The 26926-nt window shown below is 64.3% G+C and carries 24 protein-coding genes, 1 tRNA gene and 1 pseudogene; 12 read left to right on the top strand and 14 right to left on the bottom strand.

Translation table 11 applies throughout. The features are described 5' to 3' along the window. Positions 1-16 precede the first annotated feature (16 nt). Positions 17-1216 carry a cytochrome P450 gene (locus ACQPXH_RS20130; protein WP_433598081.1) on the top strand — a complete coding sequence of 400 codons (1200 nt, stop codon included), beginning with the start codon at positions 17-19 and terminating at the stop codon, positions 1214-1216. 537 nt (positions 1217-1753) lie between these two features. Here the strand turns inward: ACQPXH_RS20130 and ACQPXH_RS20125 are convergent. The 3 genes and pseudogenes from ACQPXH_RS20125 to ACQPXH_RS20115 form a co-directional block, all read right to left on the bottom strand. Continuing rightward, positions 1754-2002, bottom strand: a complete 249-nt coding sequence (locus ACQPXH_RS20125; RefSeq protein WP_433598080.1) for a hypothetical protein — start codon at positions 2000-2002, stop codon at positions 1754-1756. 144 nt (positions 2003-2146) lie between these two features. After that, positions 2147-3408 (bottom strand): annotated as a pseudogene (locus ACQPXH_RS20120) (IS3 family transposase); the annotation flags it as partial. A gap of 323 nt (positions 3409-3731) precedes the next feature. Continuing rightward, complete coding sequence (locus ACQPXH_RS20115) at positions 3732-5441, bottom strand: hypothetical protein (protein WP_433598079.1); 1710 nt, start codon at positions 5439-5441, stop codon at positions 3732-3734. Positions 5442-5692: 251 nt separating this feature from the next. Between ACQPXH_RS20115 and ACQPXH_RS20110 the strand changes: the two genes are divergently transcribed. Next, entirely contained in the window at positions 5693-6265 is a 573-nt protein-coding gene (locus ACQPXH_RS20110; protein WP_433598078.1) for a hypothetical protein, read from the top strand. 264 nt (positions 6266-6529) lie between these two features. On the opposite strand, the gene ACQPXH_RS20105 is transcribed toward ACQPXH_RS20110, so the two are convergent. From ACQPXH_RS20105 to ACQPXH_RS20080, 6 genes are all read right to left on the bottom strand, one after another. Then, positions 6530-7891, bottom strand: a complete 1362-nt coding sequence (locus ACQPXH_RS20105) for a hypothetical protein (RefSeq protein WP_433598077.1) — start codon at positions 7889-7891, stop codon at positions 6530-6532. A gap of 16 nt (positions 7892-7907) precedes the next feature. Next, positions 7908-9125 carry a VWA domain-containing protein gene (locus ACQPXH_RS20100; RefSeq protein ID WP_433598076.1) on the bottom strand — a complete coding sequence of 406 codons (1218 nt, stop codon included), beginning with the start codon at positions 9123-9125 and terminating at the stop codon, positions 7908-7910. Positions 9126-9244: 119 nt separating this feature from the next. Next, positions 9245-10432 carry a DUF4041 domain-containing protein gene (locus tag ACQPXH_RS20095; protein ID WP_433598075.1) on the bottom strand — a complete coding sequence of 396 codons (1188 nt, stop codon included), beginning with the start codon at positions 10430-10432 and terminating at the stop codon, positions 9245-9247. Next, positions 10429-11694, bottom strand: a complete 1266-nt coding sequence (locus ACQPXH_RS20090; protein ID WP_433598074.1) for a hypothetical protein — start codon at positions 11692-11694, stop codon at positions 10429-10431. The genes ACQPXH_RS20095 and ACQPXH_RS20090 overlap by 4 nt, the downstream gene beginning before the upstream one ends. Positions 11695-12182: 488 nt before the next feature. Next, positions 12183-12267 (bottom strand) — tRNA-Leu (locus tag ACQPXH_RS20085). A 55-nt stretch (positions 12268-12322) separates the two neighbouring features. Further along, a complete protein-coding gene (locus ACQPXH_RS20080) occupies positions 12323-12862 on the bottom strand; it encodes an HD domain-containing protein (protein WP_433598073.1) in 540 nt (179 codons plus the stop codon). Positions 12863-13039: 177 nt separating this feature from the next. On the opposite strand from ACQPXH_RS20080, the gene ACQPXH_RS20075 reads away from it, so the two are divergent. The 3 genes from ACQPXH_RS20075 (at position 13040) to ACQPXH_RS20065 (ending at position 15652) form a co-directional block, all read left to right on the top strand. Further along, complete coding sequence (locus ACQPXH_RS20075) at positions 13040-14200, top strand: glycosyltransferase (RefSeq protein WP_433598072.1); 1161 nt, start codon at positions 13040-13042, stop codon at positions 14198-14200. A 64-nt stretch (positions 14201-14264) separates the two neighbouring features. Continuing rightward, on the top strand, positions 14265-14459 hold the full coding sequence (locus ACQPXH_RS20070) for a DUF3046 domain-containing protein (RefSeq protein WP_433598071.1): 195 nt from the start codon (positions 14265-14267) through the stop codon (positions 14457-14459). After that, positions 14456-15652, top strand: coding sequence for a phosphotransferase (locus ACQPXH_RS20065; protein WP_433598070.1), 1197 nt, complete (start codon positions 14456-14458; stop codon positions 15650-15652). The genes ACQPXH_RS20070 and ACQPXH_RS20065 overlap by 4 nt, the downstream gene beginning before the upstream one ends. Before the next feature lie 2 nt (positions 15653-15654). On the opposite strand, the gene ACQPXH_RS20060 is transcribed toward ACQPXH_RS20065, so the two are convergent. After that, positions 15655-16170 carry a CGNR zinc finger domain-containing protein gene (locus ACQPXH_RS20060; protein ID WP_433598069.1) on the bottom strand — a complete coding sequence of 172 codons (516 nt, stop codon included), beginning with the start codon at positions 16168-16170 and terminating at the stop codon, positions 15655-15657. A gap of 154 nt (positions 16171-16324) precedes the next feature. On the opposite strand from ACQPXH_RS20060, the gene ACQPXH_RS20055 reads away from it, so the two are divergent. From ACQPXH_RS20055 to ACQPXH_RS20045, 3 genes are read left to right on the top strand one after another with little or no spacing between them, the layout of a single operon-like run. Then, positions 16325-16786, top strand: coding sequence for a VOC family protein (locus ACQPXH_RS20055; protein ID WP_433598068.1), 462 nt, complete (start codon positions 16325-16327; stop codon positions 16784-16786). A 24-nt stretch (positions 16787-16810) separates the two neighbouring features. Next, positions 16811-17698, top strand: a complete 888-nt coding sequence (locus ACQPXH_RS20050; protein WP_433603519.1) for a pyridoxamine 5'-phosphate oxidase family protein — start codon at positions 16811-16813, stop codon at positions 17696-17698. Positions 17699-17725: 27 nt separating this feature from the next. Beyond that, a complete protein-coding gene (locus ACQPXH_RS20045) occupies positions 17726-18175 on the top strand; it encodes a nuclear transport factor 2 family protein (protein WP_433598067.1) in 450 nt (149 codons plus the stop codon). A gap of 102 nt (positions 18176-18277) precedes the next feature. Here ACQPXH_RS20045 and ACQPXH_RS20040 read toward each other — a convergent pair whose 3' ends face one another. Further along, complete coding sequence (locus tag ACQPXH_RS20040; RefSeq protein ID WP_433598066.1) at positions 18278-19684, bottom strand: MFS transporter; 1407 nt, start codon at positions 19682-19684, stop codon at positions 18278-18280. 97 nt (positions 19685-19781) lie between these two features. Between ACQPXH_RS20040 and ACQPXH_RS20035 the strand changes: the two genes are divergently transcribed. The 3 genes from ACQPXH_RS20035 to recX all read left to right on the top strand — a co-directional run bounded on the left by ACQPXH_RS20035 (position 19782) and on the right by recX (position 23061). After that, positions 19782-20804, top strand: a complete 1023-nt coding sequence (locus tag ACQPXH_RS20035) for an Lrp/AsnC family transcriptional regulator (protein WP_433598065.1) — start codon at positions 19782-19784, stop codon at positions 20802-20804. A 207-nt stretch (positions 20805-21011) separates the two neighbouring features. Beyond that, entirely contained in the window at positions 21012-22058 is a 1047-nt protein-coding gene (gene recA, locus ACQPXH_RS20030; protein ID WP_433598064.1) for a recombinase RecA, read from the top strand. 433 nt (positions 22059-22491) lie between these two features. Beyond that, positions 22492-23061 (top strand): recombination regulator RecX, encoded by a 570-nt coding sequence (recX, locus tag ACQPXH_RS20025; RefSeq protein WP_433598063.1) that lies wholly within the window; start codon positions 22492-22494, stop codon positions 23059-23061. 144 nt (positions 23062-23205) lie between these two features. On the opposite strand, the gene ACQPXH_RS20020 is transcribed toward recX, so the two are convergent. Continuing rightward, entirely contained in the window at positions 23206-24090 is an 885-nt protein-coding gene (locus ACQPXH_RS20020; RefSeq protein ID WP_433598062.1) for an NAD(P)H-binding protein, read from the bottom strand. 96 nt (positions 24091-24186) lie between these two features. Here ACQPXH_RS20020 and ACQPXH_RS20015 point away from each other — a divergent pair, with 96 nt between their 5' ends. After that, positions 24187-25137, top strand: a complete 951-nt coding sequence (locus ACQPXH_RS20015; protein ID WP_433598061.1) for a LysR family transcriptional regulator — start codon at positions 24187-24189, stop codon at positions 25135-25137. A 127-nt stretch (positions 25138-25264) separates the two neighbouring features. Here ACQPXH_RS20015 and ACQPXH_RS20010 read toward each other — a convergent pair whose 3' ends face one another. Beyond that, complete coding sequence (locus ACQPXH_RS20010; RefSeq protein WP_433598060.1) at positions 25265-26164, bottom strand: amino acid ABC transporter permease; 900 nt, start codon at positions 26162-26164, stop codon at positions 25265-25267. Continuing rightward, positions 26161-26835, bottom strand: a complete 675-nt coding sequence (locus ACQPXH_RS20005; RefSeq protein WP_433598059.1) for an amino acid ABC transporter permease — start codon at positions 26833-26835, stop codon at positions 26161-26163. Before ACQPXH_RS20005 ends, ACQPXH_RS20010 begins: the two co-directional genes overlap by 4 nt. Positions 26836-26926 lie beyond the last annotated feature (91 nt).

Below are 26926 nucleotides of genomic sequence, written 5' to 3'. Positions count from 1 at the left end.
TCCAAGGAGGCTCTGCATGCTGAAAACCGACTCGCCACCACGGCTTCCGTTCCCACGCACCAGTCCGCTGGAACTCGCTCCGCTCTATGACGAACTGCGCCAGCAGGGCCCGATCGCACGGATCCGCACCCAAGCCGGTTACGCCGCATGGCTGGTCACCGACTATCACGTAGCGAAGCGCCTGTTCGCGGATCCGCGATTGATCCGGGTTCATCCCGAGAATCCCGCTGAGGACCGCAAATTCACCACCTCGGCCTCCGGCGCGCACGTACCGAAGGACAGATCGGGCGAACCGGCCACCCATGCCATGGTGCGACGGCTACTGGCCCCCGCGTTCTCGGCGCATCGGATGCAACGGCTGAAGAGCAGAATCGAAGAACTGGTCGAGGACTGCCTCACCGCACTGACCGAACAGCAGCGCCCGCTCGATCTGCACCAGCAGTTCTCGGTGCCCCTACCCGTCCTGGTGATCTGCGAAATACTCGGCGTACCGTTCGACGACCGCGCCCACTTCCTGCGCTGGTGCGACGATATCGCGCTGTTGACCGATCCGGAAGCGGGTGTCGCGGCGACCGATGGCCTGTTCGGGTACATGATGGACTTGGTGCGGCGCAAACGTCGCGAGCCGGGCAACGATGTACTCACCGATCTCATCGCCGCCCAACTCGACGAGGGCTTCGACGATTCCGTGATCGCCAGAACCGTTGCGGTGCTGTTGTTCGCCGGCCAGACCACCACCGTAGGACGCATTGATTTCGGGACCATGTTCCTGCTCGCGGAACCCGACCGGTACCAGCGGTTGCGCGAGCACCCCGATCTGGTCCCGGGTACGGTCGAGGAGATCCTGCGCATGGCCGCACCATCCGACAACGCCATTCATCCCCGCCACGCCCTCGAACGGGTCCAGATCGAAGGCGCCACCATCGAGCAGGGCGACCTGGTCATCATCGCGCCCGCGGCCGCGAACCGGGATCCCGGCATCTTCGACCAGCCCAACACCTTCGACCCCACTCGAAATCCCAACCCGCACATCGCCTTCGGGCATGGCGCCCACTATTGCATCGGCGCCAACCTCGCTCGCGCCGAACTGAACGTCATCTTCACCGCCATGCCCCGACGCCTGCCCGATCTGCGACTCGTCCGCGCGATCGAAGAGGCGACCCTGGACGGAGACAGACTCAACGGCGGTCTGACCGAACTGCTGGTCGACTGGTAGCGAGTGGCGCGAAAGCCCGTACAGTACAAGGGCATACATTGCAAAGCTGGCCTGATGAGATCATGTTCGCCGCCGCGCGGCTGGGCTGCACCGATCGATATCACCTTGGTGTCGCCCGACAGCAGATAGGTCCGATGTTGAACCCGGAAAGTCGAACCCGGGCTTTCCGACAAATGAACAATCCCAGTTTTGTCTTCGTTGGGTTCCTGGAGTTCGAGGGCGGTTGGTTCATCGAGTGCTCAGTCGGGCCAGCGCGCGCTGAGCCGACGCCAGCAGGGCACGTAGGCTCGTCGGGCGCGCCGAGGGATACTGCTCGGGCGACTCGCGGTACGTACTCATTGAAGGTGGGAACTTGGCTTGCCGGGACGACCACATCGCGCTCGGCGGCGACAACCAGTGCCGGTACCGCCTGAAGGGTGGTGGTGACCTGCGTGGACAGCTGAAACGCCGTGAGATCGGCGACGAGGGCGGCCAACACGCGCAGGTCGCTCCCGCGTGCGCCGGTTACCAACTGGGCCTTCGATCGATACTTTCGGCTCATCTGGCGGAATCGTGATTCCGATACGGCATACCCGCCAGCGGCGACGACATCCAGCGGGCCTCGACGTAACCAACTAAGTGTGCATGCGAGGCGGAGAGAAAATAGCCGGGCAGCGACCGGAACTCGGGGACCTCGGCAGCGGCGTTGAACCACACCGAACCCGCGAGCTTTCGGAAGAGGACTGGATGATACTCGGCGAAAGCTTGGGCGACGATGCTGCCGACCGGGTGCGAGACCGGCACCACGCTGCTCTCCGAGACATGGACACCACAGCCGCCAGGTCATTCGCCAGCATCCGGAGCGTGGTGGTCGCGCGTCGCCGCGGCCACTGTGAGCCGTGACTGACGCCGATCCGGAATTTTTCAAGCCGAATGAGACCATTGGGTGTGTTATGCGGCTGTTGTATCGGTCTCCTGGGCAGGTTGGTTGATCCAAACGGTGTCGGGTAGCGCGAGGATCTTCGGTGGTGTCGTGGCAGCGAAGCGATGAGGATGCCGGGCGCGAGCCGCGGCGAGCACCGCTCGCCGGTCGGCTGCCCTGTCTGCTGCGAGCCCGCAGTGGACATCGGCGGGGGTATGCAGGCCGATGCCGGTGTGGCGATGTTCGTGGTTGTACCAGTGGGCAAAGGAATCCATGAATTACCTTGCCTCGGTGAGTGATCCGAAGCGCTCAGGGAACTCCGGACCGTATTTCAGAGTCTTGAACAGCGCCTCCGAAAAAGGGTTGTCATTGGACACCCGTGGCCGCGAATGCGACCGGGTGACCTCGAGATCGGCCAGCAGCGTGGCGACGGTCTTGGACGTCATCGACGTGCCCCGATCGGCGTGCATGACCTGCGGGATGCCGTGGATACCGAAGATCTCGTTCATCAATTCCGTTGCCAGGACACCGGATTCGTGAGTATGGACATGAACGCCGACGATGTAGCGGGAGTAGATGTCGATCATCACGTAGGCGTCGAAATACTTGCCCTTCACCGGGCCGGCGAGCTTGGTGATGTCCCACGAATACACCTGCCGGGGCGCGGACGCGACCAGCTCCGGACACACCTTCGCCGGATGCCGCGCCAGGCGGCGACGCTCACGGACCTGCTTGTTCTCCCGCAATACTCGATACATCGTGGACACCGAACACAGGTAGGTGCCCTCGTCGAGCAGTTGGGCATAGATCTGCAACGGCGCCAGGTCGACGAACCGAGAACTGTTGAGGACCTCCAGGATTCGGCGCCGCTCCAGCGCAGTCAGCTTGTTGACCGGATCACTCGCCCGTGCCGACGACACGGGCGGTGTGGGTGCCGTCGCGGCCCGACGGCGGCGCATCGCGGTGGAACGCACCAGCCCGGTCAACACCGCGGCCACCCTGGTGGCCACACCACCGGCGGTCAGCGCGGCATACGCTGCGCTCAGCGTTTCTTGCGCTGCGCGTCGGAATCCGCGCTCTCGGACAGAGTCTGCAAGAGCGCGTGTGCTTTTCCCATGATGTCCCGGGCGGTTTCGGTGGTCGACAGGCGCTTGTTCAACCGCTCGTTCTCCCGGCGCAGCCGCGCGATCTCGGCCTGCTCGGTGGCGGGTTTCCCGATCTTCTCGCCCGGCTTCTTCCCGGCCAGCAGCCCCGCGTCGCGCTGCTTGCGCCACTCGCTGATCAACGACGAATCTGTGTCCGGAGGGGGACTTGACCACTACGCACACGTGCTATCCCAGCGAAAACTGCTGGTCATCGGCGAATAGTGGCGGCGGCGTGATGGTTCTGGTCCGCAGTGTCGCAGGTGCGTCCTCCGACACGCGTACCAGGGCAACTGTTTGACCTGCACGTTTTCGGCTTCTTCGGCGATCCGGAAGCGATGTGCGGGTCAGGTACACCCGCTGAACTGCGGAGATGGGTCGCAGGGTTGGTGCCCTCTGCGGGGCACTGTGAAGATGGGAAGGGTCTGACCGACGGTTTCCTGTTGGCCGGTTGGTAACAGATTGAAGCCGATTACCAGCTATGGCCACGCCACCGCCCTGATTTTCCGTCGTATCCGGCCTCGTTGCTGCTGTGGTGCGTGCCGTCCCCGGCGTAGTCGAACAGTGCCTCATGGAAGAACGAAACCTGTTGCCCATCCAGCACTAGGAGCTGCTCGGAGATCAGGATCTCCGCGTGACCGGAAAGGTCCGCGCCGTCGAGAACTCGCATCGGCACCGACAACTGCTGCCGTTCGCTGATCACCTCCGCCAAGCGGCCGAGCACCTCACCGAACCGAACTCCCTCGCGACGACGCTGCGCCGCCCGGCGTTTGTAAACCCAATAGGCATCGAACAACGACAGTCCGGTCGTGAAATCCAACGCCCCGGGCTCCCGCGCGACCGTAGCGAGAAGCCCCAGATGCAGCGGAAGCCGCAAAACATCTCGCTGCCGAGCACTGAGCGCGCCTGCGGCGAGACCGAATTCAGCCACGGCCGCGTCGATCTGATCGTTCGTCAGCGTCGATACCGTCACCGACGCGGTTTCGAGGCTTCTCAAGCTGCGGATACGGTCGTCGTTGTCGACATCGAATTTGCGGCAGCCGAGAACCACCCGGAGATTCGGGAAGGCAGCTGCCTCGTCGATCATGGCAGCGATGACATCGAAATTGTCAGGAAGCCGACCCGACACCAGACTCACCGCATCCAGCTGATCCACAACCAGAACAGCCAGACCACCATCGGCCGCGGCTGCCAACGCCGCGACTGGGGACATGCCGAGTTCCAGCTTCCGGCCAAGTTCATCGGTGGAATCGAGACTTTCGTAGCGATCCAGCCGTATCACCAGAGTCGGCACCTGCTCGGCAACAAGGCCGGTCACGACTTGATGCAAGACCGCTGTCTTCCCACCACCCGCCTCGCCGACCAGAAAACAAACCTTCTCCTCGCCCCCGATGACGGACCGTAACCCCGCTGTCTCTTGCCGCGGAATCTCCGGCTGGAACAACTGCCTGCCGACCATCCCGAGCCAATCACCAGTTCTAGCTCGCACCAGCTCCTCGATACTCTGCCGATTGGCGACCAAGCGACGACGAAAGTCGGGGCGCAGCTTCTCGAGAATCCGGTCCGCGGTCAGCGTGATGTCGAAGCAGCCTCCGGCGATTTCGCACAATGCCGACACACCCTGTTGCCCGGTTCCGCCCTCGAGCAGACATTGAGTCAGGACAGTGATGTGACGGCTGATCTCCATATCGTCGACCAGATGGAGACGGAACTGCCGGAGAATCCGGTAGGTATCCTCGGGAGTCGGGTACTTCCCTGCCAACGTCGTGAACAAATCCGACAGGTCGGGCGGCAACGCTTCCGCGACGAAGGACCGGTAGTCATCGGAGTTACGTATGCGGTCGGTCAACTCCTGCAATTTGCGGAACGGGACCATCGATACGAAATGGAACTCGTGGCCACGATCGGCGTGATGGCCCGCCGTCGTCCAGATCTTCAGCGTGGTCAGTGCTCCGACGGTCCATTCGTTGTTGTTACGGGACTGCCGCTTGACCTGATGAGCCTCGATGATGCCGTCACGCCGCTTGAGAACGAACTCGACATGCTTACCCAGATCGCCGAGCGGCTCCGGCCGGACCCATTCCACTTCACCGGCAAGCACTTCCAGCAGACGGGAGGCAGTCCACAGTGCCTCGTAACTATTGCCGATCTTGTCGGACTCTCCACCTCGCCGCGGACTCACGCCCACCACCACCCGAGACTGACCCGGCGTCGCCGATTCAGCCGCTCGACAAGTTCGACATCCGAACCGATTACGAAGTACGCAGTACCAGCGGCGGCCTGGAATCGCCCTCGGCACCGGCGTTCTACATTTGGCCAGCCGATATCGGGGCTGGTACGGATGCGCGCTTTCACCACACCTCATCTCAAATCGGCAATACCCGAGCAATCTCCGCGAGATCAACGCCGAGCATGCGATGAAGGTTCCCGCTGATGTCCGTCAGCCCGACTATCTGCCGCAACTCGATGCACCGCCTGGGCCACCACAACAATCTCGTTGCCATCGCCCGCGACCGCCTCGGCCTCACCATCAAACCGAATGCCATCCACGACCTCGCAAACCTTCCTCGCTCCACCTGGGAGCAGGTACCCGCTGCGTTCGCGCTCACCGTGCTGCAAGCGGGGATGCGCCTGACCCGGTGCGCGGTGACGTTCCTTCCTGGGACTCGGCCGACGCGAGGATGGTCCCGCGCACTGACCTCCATGGTCGCCGCCGTCACCCCGGACCGTCGCACTTTCGATAACAGCGTCCCTGTCGCTGGGCTACGTTCGGATCAGCCTGTCACCGTGGCGGGATTCCTCGTCGCCTGGACAATGAATCCCGCCGCACTGTGGTGCGTCGTCGCCTGTGACTCGGATACACCCTCGCCCTGGAATTTTGGCGTGGTTAACCGCGCCACTTTGGATGGCGATCGAACACACCCTCAACACGGCACAGCAGGCACTGGAACGGCAGCGCGCCAGCTTGCATCCCGGCTGGTAACGCCGGCCAGCGGAACGCGCTGAACACAGCTGACCGAACCCGCTTGTCACGGACACCGCTCCATCGCCGAATCCATTGTTCTGCAAGGGTTCTAGCAATCGGATCGCCGTCGCGGTCTCATGCCGGGCCGGTGCGGTGATGACGGTGCGCAGGTGGATGTCATTGAGCTGCTGCGAATCTGGCAACATGCCCGTTCTTCTGGCACTCGACAGCTTCTTGTCGGCATGGGGCGCAACCCAGACCGCAGTTTGGGTAACACCGAGAGAGCTGGGTAAATGGAATCGAGGTCAGGTGTCCGACGCCACGGTCGGATTGAGTGGTTTCCAATCACGGGCCAGCAAAATCTGTTCGCCGTGCTGGACAATAGTCGACCACGCATCGACACCGTCGATCGGTAGCTGCCTAGCCATACTTTCCGTGATCGTCGTGTACCAGTCGCCGAATATGTTGACTGCAGCCGCGAGATGCCCTCGGCCGGTAATGAACCGAATCACCGACCGATGTTCGGGCGTCCGCGCATCTTCGTGGAGATCGGCAGGAGCCCAGGAGGTAGCGATCTCGAACGTGCGAGCCCGAGCTGTCAGGGCGTCCCATTTCATCTGCTGGGTGATTACCCAGGTGTCGCTGGTCGCCGTTGTCTCCCAATGGTCACCACGGCGCACCGCAACGAAATTGTACTGACGGAATAGTCCGGTCCTTTTGAAGCGCACGACCGATCCCTCGTCAGGTTCCTGTGGAGAAGGGCGCATAACGGCAGGCATGGGCGGAGGAGGTGCCAGCAGAGCTCGCATGGGGGTCAGGTCATACGCGAGCGGATCAGCCCGCGCTGGAGGTAGCGGCGGGAAGGTGACCGGTGGCGCGTCCAGCATCTCTTGTGGTGCTTCGTCGATCTCGATACAGATCTTTGTAACGGCCTTAGCGGCGCTTGTAGCGTAGGCCAGGCACGTGGCGACCAGTCCGCGTTTATTGAGATGCAGGATCATCGAGTGGAAACGCTGGCTCATTTGCGGGTTGAGCTGCGCGATTCGCTCTTCATTGATCCGTACCTCCACGCGCGGTTCTGCGCAGGTGACTGCGGTGTTTTCGTGCAGCGTAACGAACAGCAGACCGGGCCTAGTGCTGCGGACGAACCTTCGCAACGTATGAAGATCCACTTCTCGCTCGGTCATATAGACGACAGAAGACCGCGGAAGAATGGTGTATGGAACCCTCGGGGGGTCATTCATAGGAATTGCATAAGCCGGGTTTCCGAGCATGACCGACACAGTAGGCGTAGATGTGAGGACGCCGTTTTCGTCGTACATGTCGATGTCGACATCGCTCGTAGGGACAAAACCCGAAGCAAGAACCCGATTGACGATACCGGACCATTTGGAGGCTGTGTAGTCGGGGAGGTAGCCGATCGTCCGCTCTCCCGCGCGAACGGAGATCGCCGCAGGGCCTCGCGGCCCATCCGGTTCGGTGATCAATTGGACCTCGACAGTCCGAGACTCGTCCGTATCGTCCAACAGACGGTGGATTGCCGATACGTGCTCCTCATCGACGTCGAGAGCGTGGTATGAGAAGTACCGCGATTTGGCCCATAACCGATAGGAAGAACTCAAAGTAGCTGCCTTCTCTACTGCGATGAGTAGTCCGTCATAACGCACATCGAATCGGCCGGACTCAACCCTGGGCTCGAGACCACGTGCTGAAGCCGCGGACCAGCTCCGCGTAGAACTGTTCACCCGGGACTGCGCCTGGATTCTTTCCGGTGTTGTAGAACGCGACGTTGCGGAAGGTTGCCGTGGTCGAGGAGTTGAGGTTCTTGTAGAATGCCATCTTCCCTCGGCCGAACCCGATAAAGATCCAGAACACTCCCAGCATCGCGGAATTCTGCAGCAGCGTCCGCACCGCCGCCTTATCGTCGGGCTCGTCTCCCACCTGGACGATGACCAACGCAGGATCAGCTGCCCCCGACTCCTGGTAGTGATTGAGCACGCAACGCATCGCCTCGTCGACTTGCGACCAGCCCCAGTCGACCTGGGTGTGCAATTGCCCGATCCTGCCCCGGTAGTTCTGCAGACTGAGGTCCTCTACGAAGGGTTCGTGCCGACCCGAGAACACCACAGGGACGGTGCCGTCGTCGTCGAGGTTCGCCGCCAAAGCCAGAATTCGCTCAGCAAACGCCTGCACGGTGAACGACTCATACAGTTCTCGCATGTCGTAGCTGTGGTCGAGAACCAAATACACCGCAGCGCGTCGGCTACCCATTCCCGCATCCGCCAGTGCCCGGTTCGCTTCGGTCGCCACCGGCAGCAACCCGGGCGCGATTTCGGTGACCTTCGCGAGCTCGGTCGGTGTCCTGGAACCCGATGGCGTACTCGCACCGACCTGGGCGGGCTTCTCATCGGTCTCGACATCGACTCCATAGTCACTGGCCAAGCCACCCAGACCGGAGGCGTAGCCCTGGCCCACTGCCCGGACCTTCCAGGCATCGTTGCGGCGGTAGGCCTCGGCGATGACGACGACGGTCTCCCTATCGGTGAAGTCCGGTGCGGTGTATTCGACTGTCGGTCCAGGGTTTTGGGTGAGGACCAGCCGTGGGGCGCGAGTGAAGACGGCCCCCGGACTCAACGGATCGATGCTCGCGACAATCACCACGGTGGCAACGTCACGAGGAACACGCGTGAGGTCGACTGTCACTGTCGTACCGGCCACTTCGACACCGTGGCGTGTCGGGTTGTTGTAGAACACGAGGTCATTGTCGTCGCGCACCTTCCCACCTGGACCGAGTAGCAGCGCAGAAACATCGATAGGGGTCTGATCCGATGTGAGGGAGAAGGACACATGCCCTCCGTTGAGGGCAATGTTCTCGCCCTTACGCAACGCGGTGCTCGACATTCGCTTCCTCGGCTGACGTGGGTGGGACTCGACTCTATCCGGGAGCTACACCGCAGCAGGCCATTTCGGCACCAAACGTCCCCTCCTGCCAGTAAACCGAAGTGTCGACCCTTGGTGGTCTATTGTTGTCTACGGTCGGGCCAGTACCGTTTGGATTGGAAGTATTGGGTGGCTTCGGGGGAGTCGTTGTAGTCGAGGAGGTTGCCGACTTTCTTCGCCAGGACTCGGCGTACTTGTTCCGGTGTGGCGAAGAAGAATTCGCGCCGCAGGTTCGCGTGGTTCAGTCGCGCTGCACCGAATTCTTTGTGGAGTTGGTTTTCGAGTGTGACTGCGTCGTTGGAGAAGTAGACGGCGTGGACGTCGAAGGGGAAGGGGACCGACGCTCCGCCGAGTTCGCGGACTCGGTCGAGTGGTTCGAGTCGGCGGGTCAGCCCTATCTTGACGACGTTGGGTCCGAAGGCGCCGATGTTGGAGATGACGTAGATGTAGCCTGCGCGGATGTTGGCTGCGCGGTAGTCGTTCTGCGTGATCGCCTCGGTGATGCGGGTGAGTTGCGCTTCGATGTCTCGGGTGTCTTGTCCGGTGGCGGTGAGCCGTTGCAGCACGGCTCGGTAGTGTGCTTGTTCTTTCTCGAGCCGTTCGCGTTCGGCGGCGAGTTCTTGTTCGACTTTGCGTTCCTCGCGCAGGCGTTCGCGTTCCTCACGGGCGGCTTCTCGTTCTTGTTGCACCTTCATCATGTAGTCGGCGGTGAGTTCGAGTTCGGTGATCCGCAGCGCGTGATAGGCCGGTGACACGTGCATTTGCATTGCCGCGCCGAGCTTTTCGATGTCTTTGGCGGCTTTGTCGAGTCGTCGTTTGGCGGTGTCCAGGTTGCCGGCGCGTATGGTTCGGACGCAGTTTTCGGCTTCGGCGTTGTATGCCCGCAGCATGAGCTTGGACAGATCTGCGGTCAACCGGCGGCCTTCGGCGAGGGAGTTGTTGAAGCTGAACTTCTTGGCCACCACGATGGCCTCGCTGGTCTTGACTGCTTCGCGTACGTCGGCGCGCAGCTCGGCGAGGGCTTGTTTGTAGCTCTCGGCGTTCTCCAATGGATGGTGATATTCATAGATCCCCACCTCCTGAAGCACCAGAGCGTCGTCTACGGTGATCAGCTCGGGATGGGTCTGTGCCGGTGTAGCGGCCGAGGACGGGCCGTTCTGCAGCTGTGCGGTGAGTTCTTGGACGCGGTCGTGCAGGTCGGCGGCTTCGCGTTCCTTGACGACCAGCATCTTGCGCAGGCCGACGATCACGGCTTGTGGGTCGTTCATCCGCGCACTCCATGGTTCGCCAAAGCCACCAGCCCGTAAGGGTTTTTCGATACCGCGGCGGCCAGGTGAGCCAATGTGGCTGGCGGATCCACTCGTGCGAGGTCGATCGGCAGGAAATCTGCGCGGTCGGTAGCCAGCCGAACGAGGTCGATGCGGCCGTCGTGTCCGGTCGCGCCGTCGACGGTATCGACGGCGACGGTGAGTGCGATGCTGTCGATGATTTCTTCCCGGTCGGCTTCGAACACTTCATGCACTGTCCGCAACGCGGTCTGCGTGATCGCGGATGCGTAGCGGCGTTTGACCTCGGCCGCCGCGACAGTGGCCGAAGTGATTTCGTCGGTAGTTTTGTTGTAGCGAAACGCTTTCGTTGTCGGGAAGGTATCGGGATGCGGAGCCAAGACCGTGATGTGTAATTCGCGGTCGCCCGCATCGAAGGAGTGCTCGTAGGACACCTCGAAGGTTTCGGGGTAGATCGAGTTGGCCAGCACGATGCCGACGTATTCGTCCATCGCCGCGGGCTGGCGGTCGCGTAATCCGGCGATCAGCCGGTCCAAGCGTGCGTTCGATTCTTCGACCTGTCTGCGGCGGTCGGCATTTGCTTGCTCGAGTCGGCGACGAGCATCGCCCAACTCCGCGACACGTGAGGCTTCTTGGTGTCGCCAAGCGACGCGAAGTTCTGCGTTCGCTGCGCACGTCCGGGTAAGTGTCAGCAGCCACTGCTGCACAACGTTCAGGTATTCCCGTTGCGCTGCCTCCAATTGGGCGGCGTGCCTGCGGTTTCCGCCCAGAGCGCTGCTCAGACTTGATGGTGGCACCGGTGGCACGAAGATCGGGCGATCTGGCAGTGCGTGGTAGCGGGGAGCCGGGGATGGTGTGAGCAATTCGGGACGATCGAACGGCAGGTCGGTGGCCGACTCGCGCAGCGACTCGAGGTCGACCCAGTCATCGACCTCTAACGTGGCGTTGAGGAGGTTGTCGATCTCGTCGTAAGTGACGACCAGCTGTGCATTCTTCTCCCGAACCTCTGCCTCCCGGGCAGCAATGTGGGCGAGCTTCGCGGCCTTCTCCGCCGCTACGCGTTCGGCGGCCGAGGCGCGCACGGCTGCTGCCACTGCCCGTTGCTGCTCCCGCGCGCAGCGTTGTGCCTCCCGCACAGCCGTGTTGTGCGCCCGTATCGCTGCTCGTTGCTGCTGCGCCTGCCGTTGCTGTGCCAGCCGCTGCTGGTGCTGCAGTTCCGCGAAGAACCCCCTGCGCCGCGCCACCCCGCTTCACCCCTCTTCTGATACTTCGACATGATCCGGCCGTACAACTGCGACCGCAGTTACTGTCGCGAGAAGGCCAGCGCCGTTACACACACCACATGCTCGCCGTTGCGGCTATCAACGCTCGAGTGAGGTCGTGGCGGCAGTCGGGTGTCGGTGTACCAAGTCCTGGAACAGGAACGCGGGCGAGGCGCTTCTATCCTCGACACACTTAGCCGCTCCCGTTCAATGCCCGCATCGACACCCTCGTGCCTACAGCGGATGCGTAGCGCGGCGTGCGGCGCCCTGCGTTGCATATAACGATGTCACCGAACGGGCTGAGCTGATCCGCCGGGGCGACGCACCCGCTTCTTTGGATTTTCTCAGCTGAACCCGAATTGAACCCCCACAGGGCTCCAACCTGCCGTTATGCACTGATTCGACTCGACGCCGTCACTTGCCCGTCCTGCATAACCGCAGGTAGAACGGGTGAGATGAGGTACTGTCTGTGTCCGGAGGGGGACTTGAACCCCCACGCCCGATAAAGGGCACTAGCACCTCAAGCTAGAGCGTCTGCCATTCCGCCACCCGGACCGGTGTTGCTGAGCAAGGGTAACGGATGGGTGGGGAAGTGTTGAAATCGGTTGGGTCAGCGGGTGCGGGCGACGCGCTCGATCATTGGACGCCAGGACTTGACGGAGGCGACTCGAAGGCCGACGACCTTGCCCGCGTCGTCGGCGCGGCGGAGCGCGATGGCGGCGGTGAAGTCGGGATCGGTTCGGAATTCGGCGATTTCGGTCTCGGTCAGCGGACCGCCTTGGGCCACCAGGGTGCGTCGGCTGGTGGGGGACGGGGTGTAGGCGGTTTCGGTGGCGGCCAAGTAGCGCTTGGCGACGACGTGGAGTTCGACCAGTCGGGCGACCCGGTCGCCGAGTAGTGCGCGGATCGCGTCCGCACCGTGTTTGCCGTGGTCCGCATCGTCGCCGGGGACGAGTTTGTGGCCGATATCGTGCAGGAGTCCGGCGAGTTGGAGTTCCTCGTCGTCCGGATGGGATCGGCGCAGCAGCTCCGCGCATTGCAGGTCGTGGTCCAAGATGTCGACGGGGTCGCCGCTGCGGTCGGGCGTATCCCAGACGTCGGCGCATCCGGCCAACAGGTTCAGCAATTCGTCGATGGTGGTGATGGGCACTTCGACCCCAATCTATCGGTCACCAGATGGAATGGTCTAGACCGGTATGTCGTCGATCGACGCTCGACGGGGTTCTTCCGAGTGGCATTTCGATGAACGCGGGGCCGCATCGGGTGCTCCCCCGAACCCCGGTCCGCGCCGCACCGAGTTCCGAGAGCGATGTGGCAGGCTGGCCGCATGCGTGTTGCCGTTGTTGCCGGGCCGGATCCCGGCCATGCGTTTCCGGCGCTGGCGCTGTGCGAACGCTTCCTGGCCGCCGGAGACGATCCGGTGCTGTTCACCGGACCGCGTTGGTTCGAGGCCGCCAAGCAGGCGGGCATCGCGGTGCGCAGGCTCAAGGGGCTCGCGCCGCGAACCGTCGACGACGACAATGATGCCGGTCAGCGCATTCATGAGCGTGCGGCGCATATTTCGACCGAAATCCTGCCCGATCTCAGCGCGATGCTGCCGGAGCTCGTGGTGTCGGATGTGCTGACCGCGGGCGGCGGGATGGCCGCCGAGCGACTCGGGGTGCCGTGGGTCGAGCTGTCGCCGCATCCACTGTACCTACCGTCGAAAGCGTTGCCGCCCATCGGAAGTGGCCTCGCGCCGGGAGAGGGGGTACGCGGCCGGCTGCGTGACGGCGTGTTGCGCACTATGACCGCGCGCGCCGTTCGCAGCGGTCTGCGTCAGCGCGAGCAGGCCCGCGAAAGCGTCGGATTGCCCGGCGCCGATCCGGGCCCGGCGGCCCGCCTGATCGCCACGCTGCCCGCCCTCGAGATGCCGCGTCCCGACTGGCCCGAGCACACCCACGTCGTCGGCCCGCTGCTGTGGGAGCCGACTCCGGAAATCCTCGAGCCACCGCTCGGCGATGAGCCACTGGTCATGGTCGCACCGTCGACCGCGCATACAGGTGTCGCGGGCATGGTCGAAACCGTGCTCGCCGCATTGGACGGAGCGGGCGTCCGGGTGGCCATTTCCATGCTCGACGCTCCGCCCACCGACCTGCCGTCATGGGCCACCGCCGGACTCGGCCGTCAGGACGAACTGCTCACCCACGCGTCGGTCGTGGTGGGCGGCGGCGGCCACGGTCTGCTGGCGAAATCCCTGCTCGCTGGTGTACCGATCGTGACGGTACCCGGCGGCGGCGACCAGTGGGAGCTCGCCAATCGCGCTGCCCGCCAAGGTAGTTCGATCCTGGTCCGCCCCCTGACCGTCGATGCGGTGCGTACCGCAGTCCTCGATCTGCTCGACACGCCCGACTACGCCGCCGCGGCGCAACGAGCGGCCGCCGGTATCGCCGAGGTCGCGGACCCGATCCGCATCTGTCACGACGTTCTCAGCGTGCGGACGCGCTAGCGGCCTGTTCGCCAATCGAACGGCCCGAGTGAAGGTCCCCAGCGGCGCGAGTATCTTGAATACGGTGCGGTTGACCGAGTTCCAGGAGCTGTTGCATACCGAGTTCGGTGTGTCCCGCGGCGATGCGCTGCTCAGGGACCACACCATCCCGGCATTGGGCGGGCGGACGGGCGCCGCCGCCATCGAGGCGGGCGTCGACCCGCGTGACGTGTGGCGCGCGCTCTGCGCCGACTTCGACGTGCCGAGAACACGCTGGTGAGCGATCACGGATACCGCTTCGACGAGCGGCTGCGCATGATTCCCATCGATCATGCGCAGCTGGCCGCTCGCGTCGCGACCGCGCGGCCGGTCGACTTCGCCGAATTCCGCAAGATCGGCATCGAGCTGATGTTGCTGGGCCGCTACGCGGAGGCCCTCGATCACCTCGATCGCGCCCTCGAGCTCGCCGATAGTGACTATCGCCGGACCTCGGTCTGGATCAACCTCGGTGATGTCTACCGCTATTGGGGTGACATCGTCACCGCCGAGACGCTGTATCGCCGAGCCGTGGACCGAGCAGGCGACTCCGAGGTGCTCTCCTTCGCGCTGCAGCACCTGGGCAAGGCCCTTGCCGAACAGGGCAGACTGCCCGAGGCAAGGGCGCGGCTCACCGAGGCATTGAAACTGCGCGTCGTCGAGGGGGATGCCGAACTGATCGAGGCCACCCGCACCACCCTCGACCTGCTCGATGATCTGCCCACGACCTTGCCGCCGAAGGTCGCCGCTGTGCTGGGTGCGGACCCCGCGTGGTCGGAGGACCACGAGGGAATGAGCGGCGGTGTCGCGCACGTCGACGGTGCATACTGGGTGAAGCGGGGACCGAAGGCCGCAGCCGAGTGTGCGCGGTTGAATTGGCTGCGGGGCAAAGGGATTCAACTACCTGACATTGCTGTGTTCGAAGAGGATGTGCTGGTTCTCGCCGACGCGGGTCTGCCGAGTCTGGCCGCCGAACCGACGGCATCGGTGGGCGCGGTCATGGGCGCGCTGTTGCGGCGGCTGCACGATATGCCCGTTGCCGAGTGCCCGTTCGACGGCGGGTTGGATGTGATGCTGGCCCGGGCGCGGCGCCGTGTGCTCGAGGGTTTGGTCGATGTCGACGACTTCGACGACGACAATCGGGGGCAGACGCCGGAACAGATCTACCGACGGCTGCTGGTCGAGCGTCCGCCGGACGAGGACCTCGTTGTCGCGCACGGTGATTTCACCCCGTCCAATGTGCTGGTCGGTGGTCTGCTGATCGACGTCGGCGGTTTGGGTGTCGCGGATCGGTACCGTGATCTGGCCCTGGTCGAACGCGACCTGCGCGAGGACTTCGGTACCGACGAACTGGGCGCGTTCTACGCCGCCTATGGGCTCGCCGAGCCGGACCGGCGGCGACTGGACTACTACCGACTGCTCGACGAACTCTTCTGAGCTCAGGCCTTTTTGGCGTAGTGGCGTGCGGCCTTGGTGCGGTTGCCGCAGCTCGCCATCGAATGCCAACGGCGGGTGCCGTTTCTCGAGGTGTCGTAGAAGAACAGGACGCAGTCGGGGTGGGCGCACTGGCGGATCCGGTCCGGCGCTTCGGCCAGTAGCCGCAGCAGGTTGTCGGCGGCGAGCCAGCCGGGGAGCCAGGTGGTTTCGGGTACGTCGACTATTTCGGCGGGGCCGGTGTCGGTCAGCATGCGTCGGATCCGGCCGTGGTCGAGGACTTGGTTGAGCGCGGTGTGTGAGGTGTGTTTCACGGTGTCGTAGATGGCGGTGCGGGCGGCGAGTATCGCCTGCAGGGTCCGCTCGTCGGCATTGGCGCGATCGTCGAGTCCGGCCGAGGTCAGCCATATGCCCAGGCCCGCGACATCGGTGAGCAGATCCTGCGGTCCGTCCTGGATCCACCGGGTGTTCAGCAGGTCGAGTGCCAGCGGTTCACCGAGGTGGGGGCGTGGATCAGGCATACCTGAGGGTAGCGATCTTCCTTTCGTTGCCAAGGCAACCACCGCCGTTCTAACCGATTAACTCTATTTTGGAGGTTGACGTTCTTTCCGCTTCTGGTTAGGTTCTAACTGGTAAAGCTACTTAGATAAGTTATAAATTTCGAGGAGGATCACGATGCCCACAGCCATCGCGCCCCAACTGGCCACCGGACACATCGGCCTGAACGTCTCCGACCTGGACCGATCGGTGGACTTCTACCGCCGCGCATTCGGTTTCGAGCAGCTCGCGGCCAGCATCGACGACGAAAAGCGTTGGGCCTTCCTCGGTGCGAACGGCAAGCTCGTGCTGACCCTGTGGCAACAGTCCGACGGCGCGTTCTCCACCGCAACCCCTGGTCTGCACCATCTTTCGTTCCAGGTCGACACCATCGAACAGGTGCGTTCGATCGAGGCGATGCTGCGTGAACTGTCGGTGACCTTCGCCCACGACGGGGTGGTCGCGCACGGCGAGGGCGTCGCCTCGGGTGGCATCTTCTTCGTCGACCCCGACGGTATCCGCCTCGAGGTCTACGCACCCACGGGCGCCGAATCCGCTCCCGCGCCCAGCGGTGCCGCCCCGACGTGCGGATTCTTCTGAGCCCGGACGGTGCTGAACACTGTGATGTCTCACTTTCATCCGGGCGAGGTCGCCGTACAGCAGCGAATGGGCCAGGCGCATATCGCAGACCGGGTAGGACGGATGATTCGTGCCGACATCCCGGATATCGCGGCGGGTTTCCTGGCGGAGCAGCCGATGGTCGTGATCGCGGCCGCGGACCTGGACGGACGGATGTGGGCAGGTGCGGTGGTCGGTTCGCCGGGATTCGTGCACGTCGTCGATGCCGAGACAATCGCAATCGCTGCATTTCCGGCAGTGGGAGATCCGCTACACGACGCACTGACCCGCCCTGTCCGGATCGGTATGATCGCGCTGCAGCCTCAGCGGCGCAGGCGAATGCGCGTCAACGGAGTCGCGGCTCCGACGGAGGCGGGGCTACGAATTGCCGTCGATCAGGTGTATTCGAACTGCCCGAAGTACATCTCGCGCAGGCAGATCGAATCGTACCGCCCCGATATCGAACTGCCGGCGCCCCGGCATAGCACGGAACTCGATGCGCGGCAGCATGCACTGATCGCCGCGGCGGACGCCTTCTTCGTCGCCACCGCGGATATCGACGGAAATGCCGACGCCTCCCACCGTGGCGGGAATCCTGGCTTCCTGCGGGTGCTTTCGCCGACTCGGCTGAGATGGCCTGACTACCAGGGCAATTCGATGTTCATGACACTCGGGAACATCGCGGTGAACCCACGCTGTGGCATCCTGATCCCGGACTGGACCACTGGCGGAACCCTCCAACTCAGCGGAACCGCCGAATTGTCCTGGGCACCGGAAACCCGCACCGCCGGGGCCCAGTGCTCGATCGACTTCGCCATTACGGAAGTGATCGAGATCCACGGCGCGGGCCCGCTCCGCTGGGGCCCCGCCGAACTTTCCCCGGTCAACCCCTGACCCCGAATCCCCGAGAAGGATATTGCCATGCGACCTCCGCTGCCGCCATTCGACCTGGAATCGGCCAAGGCCAAGGTGCGGGCCGCCGAGAATGCCTGGAACACCAGGGATCCCGAGCGCGTCGCCGCCGCATACACCGAGGATTCGGTGTGGCGCAATCGTGACGAGTTCTTCACCGGCCGCGCCGCCATCGTCGAATTTCTCACCCGAAAGTGGTCCATCGAGAACGGGTACGCACTGCGCAAGGACCTCTGGGCATTCGAAGGCAACCGCATCGCGGTCCGCTTCCAATACGAATGGCATGACGAATCCGGCCAGTGGTGGCGCAGTTACGGCAATGAGCAGTGGGAGTTCACCCCGGAAGGCCTGATGTCGCGCCGCGAGGCCAGCATCAACGATGTCCGCATCGACGAATCCGACCGCCGCATCCCCGGCCCGCGCCCGGAAGGCGACGAATCCGTTCTGCCGCAGCAGTAATCGGCCGGGTACCCCGTTGCCGGACCGGGCCCCCGCGTGTGCGGGGTGCCCGGTTGGTGCAAGGGGGTGCCCGGCCTGGCCTGATGGTTGGGCCGGTGGGGCTCAGGCGGCGACGGTCTCCGGCTGGACCGGGGCGTCGGCGACCGGACGCTCACGGTGGAACAGCCCGAATGCGATCACGCCGAATACGATTCCGACTCCGGCTGCGATGCCGAATGCCGCGTCCAAGCCATCCACGAAACGCGACAATGTCATCGGGTTGCTGTCGTCGGCGACTTCGCGGAATACGGTGCCCAGCACGGCGACTCCGAGAGCGAGGCCGAGCTGTCGTGCGGTATTCACCGCGCCCGCGGCGATCCCACCCTGCTGTGGCGGCACCGCCGCCATCCCCACCGCGACCAGCGCGGGTGCGTTGACGCCGATGCCCGCACCGATCACCACGAATCCAGGAACCAGTGCGGCCCAAGATGATTCGGTGTCAATGATGGTGAGCAGTCCGGCACCGATGCCGACCAGCACCAGACCGGCTCCGATCGTCCATTTCGGCGAAACATCGTGTAGTGGTTTGCCGAATGCGCCGGCGACCACGAACGCTGTCGCCGCCATCGGCAGCATGGCCAGTCCGGCGTGCATGGGTGACATGTGCAACTGCTGCTGCAGCCAGAGCGAAATAAGAGGCGTGGCGGCGAAGGCCGCGAACGTCTGGCCGGACGCCGAGACAAGGGTGGCCCCGAAGTTGCGATTGCCGAGCAGTGCCAGCGGGAACATCGCTGCCGCACTGCGGGATTCGACGAATACGAAGGCCAGCAGCGCGACCGCGCCGAGCGCCAGGGCGAGCAGCGTAGGACCATCGGACCAGCCGTGTTCGCCGCCGCGGATGACGCCGTAGGTGACCGCCGTCGCGGCGGTCGCGAACGCGAGCATGCCCGGCACATCGATGGCCCGCTCCGCCTGCCGCGGCGACGGCTGGAACACGATGGCGGTCAACACGATCGCCGATACCGCGATCGGCAGATTGACGAAGAAGATCCACCGCCACGACAGTGCGTCGGTGAGTACACCGCCGAGCACCACACCGATTCCGGCCGCCGCACCCGATACCGCACCCCAGACACCGAAGGCGACACCCCGATCACGGCCGGTGTAGGTGGAGTGCAGCAGCGACAGTGTGGTCGCGAACATCGCGGCCCCGCCGATGCCCTGAAGTGCGCGCGCCGCAATGAGACTCGCCGAGGCATCGGCGATCCCGCAGATCAGCGATGCGATCGCGAAAACGACGAGTCCGGCGAGATAGGCGCGCTTCGCACCGACCCGATCGGCCAGCGAACCGAGCACCAGCAGTAGCGCGGCCAACGCGAGCGCGTATCCGTCCATCACCCACTGCAGTCCGGACAGACCGGTGCCGAGATCGGCGGCGATGTCGGGAAGCGCGACATTGACGATGGTGACGTCGATGAGCAGCATCAGCGTGCCCAGGCACGCGGCGAATAAGGGCAGCCATTTCCTCACGGGAGCCTCCGAGGTGATTGGAACGATATCGACACTCAGGGTGCGGCAGGCGTTGATATCCACATAGTCACGTGGTCATATGCGTTAGATTCCTCCTATGCAATCCGAAGGCGGTGTGGATTCCTCCGTACTCGATGTCCTCGAGAAGCAGATCCTGCACGCGCTGGTGACCGATGCGCGCATCCCGTTCGCCAAGCTCGGCGCGATCCTCGGGGTTTCGGAGCAGACGGTGGCGCGGCGCTACCGATCGCTGCGGCAGCGCGGCATCCTGCATGTGGCGGGGCAGGTCAACGCGGTGCCGCTCGGGCATGCGCGCTGGGTGATCCGGCTCCGGTCGACGCCGGACAAGGCGGCGCGGCTGGCCGAGTCACTGGCGCGGTTTCCGGATCTGAGCTGGGTCGCATTGTCGGCCACCGGATCCGAGGTGACCTGTGTGAGCAGGCCGCGCTCGATCGAGCGGCGCGACAAGCTGTTGATGCAGACGTTGCCCCAGGCCAGTCAGGTGATCGGACTGACGGCCCATGAGGTGATCCACCGCTTCCCGCTCGATGAGGAGTGGCCGGATTTCAGGCACCTGTTCACGGCTGCGCAATTGCGCGACCTCGGTCCACGGCCGTCGTGGCGGGCCGATACGGGCCCGGAAGCGCCGGTCGAACTTTCGGCGCAGGATGAGGCGATGCTGGTGCTGCTCGGTCGCGACGGACGCGCGCCCTATGCTCAGATTGCGGCCGAAATCGGTTGGACCGCAACGAAAGTGGCACGGCGCATGGCCGAACTCGTCGAATCCCGGGTGCTGTACTTCGATCTCGATTTCGCGGTCGAACGGATGGGATACGCCGTGCGGGCGGCGCTGTGGCTGCGCACCCGACCGGCGGATCTCGAGGCGGTGGGCACCGCGATGGCAACCCATCCGGAGATCGTCTTCATCGCCGCGACCACGGGGCCGACCAACCTGATGGCGTCGTTGATATGCCGCGATACCGCGCACCTCTATCGGTATGTCACGCAGCGGCTGGGTGCACTCGACGGGATCGCCGATGTGGAGGTGAGCCCGGCGTTGCGGGTGTACAAGCAGGCGCAGACGTTGCTGGACAGTGATCGGATTTCGCTGGGTCGGTGATGGGGTGTTCGGCGCTCGGAAAGGGGCTGCGAGCGGCCGTAGCGCGGCGGTTGCCGTGTCCGGGAAGTTCGGGGCGCGCCTTGTCGGGCGCGTCGCTTGACTCGAACATCTGTTCGTCTAGGCTGGTCGTCAGAACTTGTCGGTGCCGCCCTCTAATGTGGGCGCCAACCAAGAACGAGACTTACCCGTCGAGAAGGGGATCAGGACATGGCACCACAGGCGTACGACCGTGATAAGGCGCTTGAGCTGGCGCTGGCTCAGGTCGAGAAGAGCTTCGGCAAGGGCGCGGTCATGCGTCTCGGCGAGGAGGCCCGCCAGCCCATCTCGGTGATCCCGACCGGATCCATCGCCCTGGACGTGGCGCTCGGCATCGGCGGTCTGCCGCGCGGCCGCATCATCGAGGTCTACGGTCCGGAGTCCTCGGGTAAGACGACCGTCGCACTGCACGCGGTGGCCAATGCCCAGGCCGCGGGCGGTGTCGCCGCCTTCATCGACGCCGAGCACGCGCTCGATCCGGACTACGCCCGTAAGCTGGGCGTCGACACCGACGCACTGCTCGTCTCCCAGCCCGACACCGGTGAGCAGGCGCTGGAAATCGCTGACATGCTGGTGCGTTCGGGCGCGATCGACATCATCGTCATCGACTCGGTGGCCGCGCTGGTACCGCGTGCCGAAATCGAGGGCGAGATGGGTGACAGCCACGTCGGTCTGCAGGCGCGCCTGATGAGTCAGGCGCTGCGCAAGATGACCGGTGCGCTGAACAACTCCGGCACCACCGCCATCTTCATCAACCAGTTGCGCGAGAAGATCGGTGTGATGTTCGGTTCGCCCGAGACCACGACCGGTGGTAAGGCGCTGAAGTTCTACGCCTCGGTGCGCCTGGATGTGCGCCGCATCGAGACGCTCAAGGACGGCAGTGATGCGGTCGGCAACCGCACTCGTGTGAAGGTCGTGAAGAACAAGGTCTCGCCGCCGTTCAAGCAGGCGGAATTCGACATCCTCTACGGCCAGGGCATTTCCAAGGAGGGCTCGCTCATCGATATGGGTGTCGAGCAGGGCTTCATCCGCAAGTCCGGCTCCTGGTACACCTACGAGGGCGACCAGCTCGGCCAGGGCAAGGAGAACGCCCGCAAGTTCCTGCTGGAGAACACCGACGTCCGCGACGAGATCGAGAAGAAGATCAAGGAAAAGCTCGGCATCGGCGCCGACGTGACCGCAGAGGGCACGGCGGCCGAGGTCCCCGCCGACTTCTGATCCGATGACCCCTCGGCGCCCAGCCTCACATCCCACCCGGCCCGCACCCGATACAACGCGGCCCGATCCGGTTACCGAGGTCCGCCACCGCCTGAACGAACTACTCTCCGCCTCGGGCCGCCCACCCATCCAGACCCCCGCGGGATTCGATTCGGGCGAGTCCGAACCTGGGCAGGTGTATTGGTCGGAGGGTGATGAGAGGGATTCGGAGGGATCGGGATTTCAGGGGAGGGAGCAGGGGGATAGGCGGGTCCGGTTGGCCGAAGGTGGTTTGGCCGATTCGGACATCATGGGAACTCGGTCGAGCGCGCCCGATCCGCAGCGGGCGCGCTCGACTGGGTCCCGGCGCGGGCGCGGGCACCGGAACGAGTTCCGGCGCAACGACTCCCACTCGGCTGACTTACAAAGTTCCGAAGGCCGATGGGCGGATCCGGTGGCGGCTGGATCCGAGGAGAGTGCGTCCTCGACGGGCACTGGTGCGAACCGGTCCCGTGCGGAGCGCATTCCCCAAGGCGGGACGGTCGAGCAGGCGAAGGAAGCGTGTCTTCGCCTGCTCGCCGTCCGCGCCCGCAGCCGTGCCGAACTGGCGCAGCGTCTCGCGGCCAAGGGCTTTACGCCCGAAATCACCGAACGCGCCCTCGACCGCTTCACCGAGATCGGCCTGATCGACGACGCCGCCTTCGCCGAACAATGGGTCCAGTCCCGCCACAGCTTGTCCGGTAAGGGCAAACAAGCCCTCGCCCAAGAACTCCGCCGCAAGGGCGTCTCCCACTTCGACGCCGCCTCCGCCCTCGCCGCCATCACCGCCGACGACGAGGAACAACGCGCCACCGAACTGGTCCGCCGCAAACTACGCACCATGCCCGCAAACCTGGACCGCGACAAAACAATCCGCCGCCTCGTAGCCATGCTCGCCCGGCGCGGCTACAACCAATCCACCGCCTTCACAGTGGTGAAAGCCGAACTGGCACAGGCCCAGTTCGACGCGCGGGACCCCGACTGAGCGTCTGCTGTGCCCGGCTGTCCGGCGGGTCGGCCTGCTGCGGTGTCAGCTACAGAGACTGCGCCGCGCACCTTTTCTCGCAGCGCGCACGAATTCGCCGGGCGGAAACATGCGGCAGCAGCCTCAGTGAGGCCGGGGGCCGGGTTAGACGTGGACGGCGGGGGCGAGGACTTCTTCACACCATTGGCGGAAGGTGGTCGGAGTCGTGGCTCGAGGAGTTCGGGGCTCGGCGTTGTCGAGGCCGTTCTCCTTTGCCTCCAACATGTCGTACATGCCCTGGGCCATGGCCTCGGACATGCCGGATTCGAGCATTGTGGCCTTATAGGCCGCACCGGAGACTTGCCGGAACCGGATCGGGCGGCCGAGCACTTCGGACATGATTTGCGCCATGTCGTTGTTGGACAAATCCTCTGGGCCGAGTACGGGAACGCTGTCGTATCCGTCCCACGAGTCGTCGAGCAGCAGTTCGGCGGCGACGGCGGCGATATCACGCGTCGCGCAGGTGGGGCGTTTCAGGTCGGGAGAAAGCGGTGCGAAGAACATGCCCTGGTTCTTGATCGCATCGACTTGGCGAAGCAGATTGTCCATGAACGAGGGCATGGTCAGCGCTCGGTAGTTCACGCCAGTGCTCGCTATCAGATCGTCCATCGCCAGCGACGCTGTGACCAGTCCGGCGTTTCCGACCACCGCTGACCCGCGACCAATGGACGAGACGCCGACCACTCGCTCGACACCTTGACCCTTGAATGCCTCGCACGCGGGCCGTGTGAAACCCAGAACCGCGGCATCGAGGCTCGCTCCACGATGAACCGGAGGCAGTAACCAGAACACGGCGTCGGCATCGGCGAACGCCTGGGTGACGACATCAATATCGCTGTGCGATCCGGTCACGACTTCGACGTGCTCGCGGATGTGCACGGGCAGGCGTGCGGGATCACGCGCGATAACGCGGATCGGCGCGCCGCGATCGAGGAGATGCGGAAGGACCTGACGGCCGATGGTGCCGGTCGGGGCAGTAACAACGATCATGACAACCTCTGCTCGAGTGATTTGGCACTGGCAAGTCAAGTCGGCGCGGCACCGAACCTGAAGGACCGATCCGATAAGCGTTGATACCGTGGGGATATGAGTGATCTGGAGGTTCGCCAACTCCGATACTTCGTGGCCGTCGCGGAGGAACTGCATTTCGGACGCGCAGCCGACCGACTGGGGATGGCACAACCACCCCTGTCGCGGGCGATCCGGGAACTGGAACGTCAACTGGGCGTTCAACTTTTCGAGCGCACCACCCGACACGTCGTGCTCACCCCGCCCGGCGAGACCTTGCTCCGCGACGCGCGGACCGCACTCGATGCCGTTGCGGCGGCCGCGGAGCGTGCCCGGCACGTCGGTCGGCCCACACCGGGGCTGCGGCTCGCGCTCAAGGCCGACTACGACGCCGGACTCCTGCCGCGGATCATCGAGACATACCGCCTCGATGAAGCGGCCGTCCCGGTGGAGTTCATATTGGGTGGTCGGGGTGAGCAGGTTCCAGCATTGCGTCAGGGCCGTGCGGATGTCGCGCTCATTACGGCCCCGTTCGACGACCGCGGCCTGGACATCGAACCGCTGCTCACCGAACCGCGCCTGGTCGCACTGGCTGCCTCTGATCCGCTCGCCGCCCAGGCAACCCTGTGCCTGGCCGACCTGGCCGGTCGACTGCTCCCTGATGGAACGCACGCCGACCGCGATGGCCTCGTCCCCTCATCCGGAACTTCGCGTCCAGTGCGGGATCTTGCGCAGATCTTCAACCTGATCGAACTCGGCGACAGCATCTGGTTCCCGCCCACCTCGGTCGCCCGCCGTCACCCCCGCCCCGGCATCGCCTATCGGCCGGTCACCGACCTGAAACCAACTACCCTCGCGGTAGCGTGGCCGCAGACCTGCCATTCACCCGCGGTGGCCGCCTTCGTCCGCGCGGCCACCGCCGTGGCAGCGGCCACCTACCCACCCGAATCCGTCCCGTTCGCCGAACCTTTCACCTCCACGGTCCACGCCGAGACCGGAGAACTCCGCAGCAGCGTGCCGTCGTCCTGATCGCTGCGGCCGAACGCGGACGGGGCCGGAAACCAGGACCCCGGGTGGGCCGCACGCCCATACAGCGATTGTGCGGCTGCAACGGCGATCGCGGAGAACACCGACGAAATCGACAGAGCCGCTGGCCTCACGGCTTCTGCGTGATATCCATCCCCGGAGTCGCATCGGCAAGAATCGAGTCGGCCGCCACAACGGCGGCACCCTTGGCCCGCTTACGCGAGCGCAACCGCTGCTCCAACTTATTGGCCACGATCGTCAACGTGCTGTTCAGCAGAATCATCACCACGGCGACGACCATCAGCGCGGGCACCGTATTGCGTTCGGCCGCACCGAGTTGCGAGCCCTGACGCACGATCTCGAGGTAGGTGATCTGATAACCGAGCGCCGAATCCTTCAGCGCCACAACCATTTGCGAGATCAAGGCGGGCAGCATGGCGGTAATCGCCTGCGGTAGCAGGATCAACCGCATCAGCTGCCCCTTGCGCAGCCCCAGCGCCACCGCGGCCTCGGTCTGCCCCTTCGGCAGCGATTTGATACCGGCACGCACGATTTCGGCGATGACCGAACCGTTGTAGACCGTCAGCGCGATCACCACGGCCCACAGCGCGAGCTGATCGACCTTGAACACCTTGTAATCGGAGAAGATGTAGAACAGGAAGATCATCAGGATCAGCACCGGAATGGACCGGGCCACCTCGACGATCGCGCCCGCCACCCAGCGCACTACCCGGTGATCCGACAGCCGCAGGATGCCGAAGACCATACCGACCACCAGTGCGAACACAATCGACAGCAGCGCCGCGACCAGGGTCCCGCGCAGACCGGGCAGCAGATAGGTCTTCCAGACGTCCGCCTCGATGAACGGCTTCCACTTCTCTGCGGTGAACTGGCCCTTATCGGCGAAGCCGCGGTAGAACACCCAGCCCAGCGCCACCACCGCGACAACCGCGACGACCGAATAGATGGAGTTGCGAATGCGCGCGCGGGGCCCCGGCGCATCGAAAAGAACCGAAGCTCCTGCACTCATCGGACCACCTCGAATCGCTTGGCCAGCCAGCCGAACAGCAGGCCGGTCGGCAGGGTCAGGATTACGAAGCCGAGTGCGAAGATGAAGCCGATGGTGATCAGTGCGGCCTCGTTCTCGTTCATCTTGGCCATCAGGGTCGCGGCCTCGGCGACGCCGATCGCCGAGGCGATCGTGGAGTTCTTGGTGAGCGCGATCAGCACGCTGCCGAGCGGGGCGATGACCGAGCGGAATGCCTGCGGCAGCACCACGATTCGCAGATTCTGGGTGAAGGTGAAGCCCAGTGAGCGGCCCGCCTCGGACTGACCCATCGGCACGGTGTTGATACCCGAGCGCAATGACTCGCACACGAATGCCGCTGTGTAGATGCTGAGTCCGAGTACAGCGTAACGGAAGTTGTTCTGCGCCAGCGAGTTCGGGCCCTCCGGAGCGAGCTTCCAGCCCATGGTGGAGTAGAGGCCCAGTGAGCAGAACACGATGATCAGCGTCAGCGGGGTATTGCGGAAGATGGTGACGTAGGCGGCGCCGAGAAAACGGGCGACCGGCACGGGGGACACGCGCATCGCGGCGACGAATGTGCCCAGGATCAGGGCGAGGACCGCCGACGACGCGGTCAGTTTGACGGTCACCCAGAAGGCGCCGAGGACGTCATACCTCGAGATCAGGTCGAACACGGTGCTCGCGTCCCTCCGATCGGATTGTGCGGCGGCCGGAGATCGTCCTTCCGCGCGCGATGTACAGGTTGCTCGTAGCCGAGAGATCGGG

Origin of the sequence: Nocardia sp. CA-135953 (genome assembly GCF_050955735.1) — a bacterium.
In the GTDB taxonomy this organism is placed as follows: domain Bacteria; phylum Actinomycetota; class Actinomycetes; order Mycobacteriales; family Mycobacteriaceae; genus Nocardia.
This window is presented reverse-complemented; position numbering and strand designations above follow the sequence as displayed.

Bases quoted from the DNA above. Each gene is read 5' to 3' on its own strand.
- ACQPXH_RS20045 (WP_433598067.1), top strand. From the start codon at position 17,726: ATGCGACCTCCGCTGCCGCCATTCGACCTGGAATCGGCCAAGGCCAAG.
- ACQPXH_RS20050 (WP_433603519.1), top strand. From the start codon at position 16,811: ATGTCTCACTTTCATCCGGGCGAGGTCGCCGTACAGCAGCGAATGGGC.
- ACQPXH_RS20035 (WP_433598065.1), top strand. From the start codon at position 19,782: ATGCAATCCGAAGGCGGTGTGGATTCCTCCGTACTCGATGTCCTCGAG.
- ACQPXH_RS20130 (WP_433598081.1), top strand. From the start codon at position 17: ATGCTGAAAACCGACTCGCCACCACGGCTTCCGTTCCCACGCACCAGT.
- ACQPXH_RS20020 (WP_433598062.1), bottom strand. From the start codon at position 24,090: ATGATCGTTGTTACTGCCCCGACCGGCACCATCGGCCGTCAGGTCCTT.
- recA (WP_433598064.1), top strand. From the start codon at position 21,012: ATGGCACCACAGGCGTACGACCGTGATAAGGCGCTTGAGCTGGCGCTG.
- ACQPXH_RS20010 (WP_433598060.1), bottom strand. From the start codon at position 26,164: ATGAGTGCAGGAGCTTCGGTTCTTTTCGATGCGCCGGGGCCCCGCGCG.
- ACQPXH_RS20100 (WP_433598076.1), bottom strand. From the start codon at position 9,125: ATGTCGAGCACCGCGTTGCGTAAGGGCGAGAACATTGCCCTCAACGGA.
- ACQPXH_RS20060 (WP_433598069.1), bottom strand. From the start codon at position 16,170: ATGCCTGATCCACGCCCCCACCTCGGTGAACCGCTGGCACTCGACCTG.
- ACQPXH_RS20075 (WP_433598072.1), top strand. From the start codon at position 13,040: ATGCGTGTTGCCGTTGTTGCCGGGCCGGATCCCGGCCATGCGTTTCCG.
- ACQPXH_RS20015 (WP_433598061.1), top strand. From the start codon at position 24,187: ATGAGTGATCTGGAGGTTCGCCAACTCCGATACTTCGTGGCCGTCGCG.
- ACQPXH_RS20110 (WP_433598078.1), top strand. From the start codon at position 5,693: ATGTCCGTCAGCCCGACTATCTGCCGCAACTCGATGCACCGCCTGGGC.
- ACQPXH_RS20055 (WP_433598068.1), top strand. From the start codon at position 16,325: ATGCCCACAGCCATCGCGCCCCAACTGGCCACCGGACACATCGGCCTG.
- ACQPXH_RS20095 (WP_433598075.1), bottom strand. From the start codon at position 10,432: ATGAACGACCCACAAGCCGTGATCGTCGGCCTGCGCAAGATGCTGGTC.